Genomic DNA, 5,533 nt, shown 5'->3' on the forward strand with positions numbered 1-5,533 from the left:
TTGAAATAAAAAATGGTTTAGAGTTAGGTACTAAAGTAGTAGTATCAGGTGCAGGCTACCTCAAAGATGGAGATATAGTTAAAGTTATTGACTAAAATCAACCCATTATAGTTGGGTAGGAAAAATTTCATCCCAATTTCAAGAGTTACATATTAACTCAAATAATTAAGTATTTAGAGAGAAAACACCATCACAATTAGTATTTACCAGAAGTAAGCCAAAATTTTGTATTTTGGTATGAATACTCTTAAATTTTGATTTTTGACTTTCACATTTTGAATTAACCATGTCATTTCAATTATCAGCTTGGTCAATAAAAAAACCAGTTCCTACTCTTGTCATGTTTCTCGTTTTAACAGTAGTAGGATTAATGTCTTTTTTCCAATTAGGAATAGACAACTTACCCAATATTGATATTCCCCTAGTATCAGTCACAGTAAGACAACAAGGAGCAGGTCCTACAGAACTAGAAACTCAAGTAACAAAAAAAGTTGAAGATGCTGTAGCAGGTTTGGGAAATATCGAAAAACTAACCTCAGAAGTAGATGATGGAGTGTCCACAACTAGAATTGAGTTTGACTTAGCAGTAGATATCGATCGCGCAACCAATGATGTGCGTAATGCTATAGATGAAATTCGCCAAGACTTACCGCGAGACGTTGACGATCCTATCGTTAAAAGAGTAAATTTTGCTGGAGGTGGACCAATAATGACCTACGCTGTCACCTCTGACAAACTTTCTGTAGAAGAGTTAAGCGAATTAGTTGACAAAGAAATTAGTCGTACTATTCTCAATGTTACCGGTGTTTCTCAAATCAACCGCATTGGGGGAGTTGACCGCGAAATTCTCATCGAACTGAGTCCTGAAAGACTAGAAAGTCTTGGTATTACTGCTACTCAAGTCAACGATCAAATTCGCGCTTTGAATGCCAATATACCAGGAGGACGTTCTCAAACAGGAGGTACAGAAAAAAGTATTCGGACTTTAGGGAGTGCTGAGACAGTAGAAGCATTGAAAGAATATCAAATTATTCTTCCTTCCGGTGGTGCAGTTCCCCTTTCGAGCGTAGGTCAAGTTATTGATGGTTTTGGGGAAACTAGAGAAACAGCTTGGTTATTAGAAAATAATAGTTCTAACCAAGACTTAGAAACAAATAATATAAAACCAGTTGTTGCTTTCGGGGTACTTCGCAGCACAGGAAGTACCCTAGTTACTGTAGAAAAAAGTGTGCGGAAAACAGTTGCCGAACTCGAAAAAACATTGCCAGCAGATATAGAATTGCAACTAATTTTTACGAAGGCAACAGAAATTGAGGAATCATATCAAGCATCCATAGACGCTTTAGTTATTGGTTCCATACTCACTGTCATAGTTGTAGGTATATTTTTACGAGATTGGCGACCAACCTTAGTAACAGCAGTAGCATTACCTTTATCAATACTGCCTACCTTCTTAGTAATGAAGACTCTGAACTACACCTTAGATCAAATGACCTTGTTAGCACTAGCATTGGCAATGGGGAACTTAGTAGATGATGCTATCTGTATGATCGAGAATATCGACCAACATATTGACAAGGGGAAAAAACCATTCCAAGCAGCTTTGGATGGATCAGCAGAAATTGGTTTTGCGGTGGTTGCAACAACTGCAACTATTGTGGCAGTATTCTTACCCGTGGCATTTATGGGTGGGATACCGGGGCAATTTTTTAAACCTTTCGGCATTACGGTAGCGGTGGCAACTATGTTTTCCACATTAGTTGCCACTACCATGACACCAATGTTAGGAGCGCGATTTTTGAAACAGAGAAGATTGCAAACATCTCATTGTTTTCCCGAAAAAAATCACAAACAAAGAAAAATTCGTCCTTACAGTCAGTTATTAACTTGGGCGTTGCGTCATAAAATTATCACCTTAATTATTGCTTTAGTATTTTTTATCGGTAGCTTGCAACTCGTGCCACTGCTGCCCAAAGGATTAACAGGTGGTGAGGAATCAGGAGTGAGTATAATCGAGCTAGAGTTACCTCCCGGTTCGACTTTAGCAGAAACTGAACAAGTTGCACAACAAACAATGCAACTATTACAGGAAAATCCAGTTGTCACCAATGTATTTGCCGATCTGGGTAGCAGAAGCGGTGGAGTTTTGTACAAAGGTAACTTATACGTTACCATCTTACCTAGACAAGAACGGAATATTTCTCAAAAAGAATTTGAACAACAGATACGACCACTATTTCAGAATATTCCAGGAGCGCGAATTCATTTTGCAAGTCAAGGTCCTGGTGGTGGTGATAAGGATTTAAAGATTATTCTGAAGAGCGAAAATGCAGTTGCTTTACAACAGACATCGGATGCTTTGGAACAGCAAATGCGAGAAACTCCTGGGTTGGTAGACGTGACTTCTAGTGCGAGTTTAGTGAAACCGGAGATTTTGATTAAACCATTACCTGCTAGAGCAGGAGATTTAGGAGTTTCAGTACAGGCGATCGCTCGTACTGCTTCTTTGGCAACTTTAGGAGATAATGAGAGTAATTTAGCTAAGTTCGATCTGGCAGACCGTCAAATTCCGATTCCGGTACAGTTGGCAGAGGAATTTAGAAATGACTTGGATGTAATTAAAAATTTACGCATTTCTAGTCAAAATGGTGGGTTAGTACCATTGTCAGCAGTGGCTGAAATTACCATTGGTAGCGGACCTGCGGAAATCAACCGTTTTAACCGTTATCGTCAAGTTTCCTTTGAAGCCAATTTACAGGGTATTTCTTTGGGAGATGCAGTAACAAAGGTGAAATCGTTACCAGCAATGAATCCACTTCCTCCTGATGTCACTGAAGAGTCTGATGGTGAGGCCAAAATTATGATGGATATTTTTAGTGGGTTTTTAGGTGCTTTAGGTTTGGCAATATTATGTATTTATGCAATTTTGGTGTTGCTATACAATAATTTTCTGTATCCAATGGTGATTTTAGTAGCGTTACCATTATCTATTGGTGGTGCATTGTTAGGGTTAATGATTTTCCAGAAAGAATTAGGTTTGTTTGCTTTAATTGGAATTGTATTATTGATGGGTTTGGTGACCAAAAATGCGATTTTGTTAGTAGACTCTTCCTTAGCAAATGAAAAAGAGGGAATGGCTCAGTTTCATGCAGTGCGGGAGGCTGGTATTTCCCGGTTACGACCAATTTTGATGACAACTCTTTCTACTATAGCTGGGATGTTGCCCATCGCTCTCGAATTGGGAGCAGGAGGAGCAGAAAGAAGTCCGATGGCGATCGCTGTTATTGGTGGGTTAACTACTTCTACATTGTTAACATTAGTGGTGGTACCTGTGTGGTTTACTTACATTGATAATTTTCTCCACTGGTTGAATAAATTGTTTGGTGGCAAGGATAGTCGCCCGCAGTTGGATGTTTCTGTCAATGGTAATGGTCAAGGTGGAAATGTGTTGAAAAAGGATTCGAGAACAATAGTTTGAGAATAAGCCTTCTTTTTTTTGGCAATAGATAATAATAAAAAATCGGCGTTGGTGAATCGAGCTATGAAATCTAAGTTTGTGTTATTAAGAAACCGGGTTTGTTGGAGATAGATGTCAGTAAGGCATCGGCATCTAATACAAACCCGGTTTCTAAGACTTGAGAAAAATCATAGCTAAGCATCACCAAGGTCCACCAACGCCGTAATATAGTCTACGAAAAAGATACAGGCAATCTTTACTTTTATGAGTATAAACGCCTTGCATCAAAATTCTCCCTATTACCCCATCACCCCATCACCCCATTTCGCTGAAAAACCATTACTATGCAGGACTACCAGCTACACAGCTAGAATCTTTGCTGGGAAAGCTATTTAACAACTTATGTGGGATAAGCTGGAAGCCTATCCCATATACTATTTTAGTTGTGTCAGTCTACTACTTAGGAATACAATCTAGCTACAGAAACAGTAAGTTCTCCCTCATTATCATCAGGATAAGTATCAAAGAAAAGGGCACAAAGAGTAACCGTTTCCAGAACCTCTAGCGTTAATGTTTCATTATATCCATTCAAAGTTGACCAGGTTTGCTCAACTGGAATTTTCGTCTTTTTATTCTTCACTTTTCCACCGTAAATCCAAAGTAATACAAATGGCTCACCAGACGGACAAACATTAGAACCATAGCCAAATGTACCACTCTTAATCCTCACAATATAAATTCCTGGTTCAAGAGTTTTAGATACAGCAGTTTCCTGCAACTGGCTCATCTGTTCATCATTTAGTAAATAGCAATTGTTACGACTATGGACAGTAAGATGTTTAATCTCACAGTTACCAGGAGTAATGTTGCTTGTTTGTTTAGTTGTTTCCTGTTTGCTTCCTGATAGTTGAGAAACTGCACCAGCGCCAATAGCTGAAGTTGCTATAGAAGACAGAATTGTTCCTGTTGTTTCAACAGAATCAACTTCAGTAAACACAGGCATTCGCATTGGACTAGAACTAGCTATCTTCAGCCACTGGAAATTATCAGTAACATAACCAATCTCTGCGACATAATCAACATAGCCAACAGTGCCGATATTAATAGTTATTTCTTTCTTCTGACTAGACTCCTCACAATTGTACTGTTGTATATTGTGAGGTTTTTGTGACTCTAGATCAATATCTGTAACATCCAAAATCCGCACTTGGTATTGCCGTCCACCTTGTTGTTTGGCGGCATCTTTAGCAGTTTGAGCAACTCCCCAATAAGCATAAGCATTTTGATTACTACGAGGAACTATAGTAATCCAACTAGATTTCAATGCTTCTTTTGGAATAACTGGTGTAGCATGATTTACATCTAGCTGTGTACTTTTTGCTTCACTAGAATCTTTAGTAAAATTAGATGCTGGCATTCGCAGTCGGTTTGAGCGAGCTAACTTTAACCATTCACCATCATCTGTGACATAACCTATTTCGGCTTGATATTCGCGATCGCTCATTACAACAGGGACTTGCATTTGCTTCTGAGTAGACTCATCACAATCATAAGCTTGTAAATTGCAAGCTGGTTGTGTGTTGAGTTCAATATCTGTCACATCATAAACTCGCAACTGGCATTGTTCTCCTCCTTGTTCTTTGGCCTGATTTTGAGCAGTTTGAGAAACTTTCCAAGCCACAATCATATTCTCTGCACCATCAGGAGTAATAGTAACTTGGCTGGGAGATGACATCAATTTCCATTTGGCTGTAGCTCCACTTACTAATCCTTTTTCTGTTGCTGTCTTGCTCTCTTTACTGACATATTCTTCTGGAATTAGCACTCGCTGAGAACGAGCCAACAGTAGCCACTGACCATCATTGGTAACATAACCTATTTCTGCTTGATATTCCCGATTAATCAATAAGTTACCAACTTGCCACTGCTGATTAGACTCTTCGGAATCATAATACTTGACACTGTGAGCTGTTTGTGAGTCTAGGTCAATATCTGTCACATCATAAACTCGCAGTTGATACTGCTGACCACCATGTGATTTGGCTGCTTCTTTGTCTGCTTGTGGTACTGACCAAG

2 protein-coding genes are annotated in these 5,533 nt (G+C 39.0%); one reads left to right on the forward strand and one right to left on the reverse strand.

The window, feature by feature from the left end:
* Positions 1 to 286: 286 nt before the first annotated feature.
* Entirely contained in the window at positions 287 to 3,478 is a 3,192-nt protein-coding gene (locus ACP6PM_RS20900) for an efflux RND transporter permease subunit (RefSeq protein ID WP_426588020.1), read from the forward strand.
* A 439-nt stretch (positions 3,479 to 3,917) separates the two neighbouring features.
* On the opposite strand, the gene ACP6PM_RS20905 is transcribed toward ACP6PM_RS20900, so the two are convergent.
* A partial coding sequence (locus ACP6PM_RS20905; protein WP_426588022.1) for a DUF4912 domain-containing protein occupies positions 3,918 to 5,533 on the reverse strand: 1,616 nt, incomplete at its 5' end.

Origin of the sequence: Dapis brunnea BLCC-M229, assembly GCF_050015995.1 — a bacterium.
Taxonomy (GTDB): Bacteria; Cyanobacteriota; Cyanobacteriia; order Cyanobacteriales; family Microcoleaceae; genus Trichodesmium.

What these genes read in the sequence shown, in the direction of transcription:
- ACP6PM_RS20900 (WP_426588020.1), top strand. Translation starts at nt 287, where the DNA reads ATGTCATTTCAATTATCAGCTTGGTCAATAAAAAAACCAGTTCCTACT.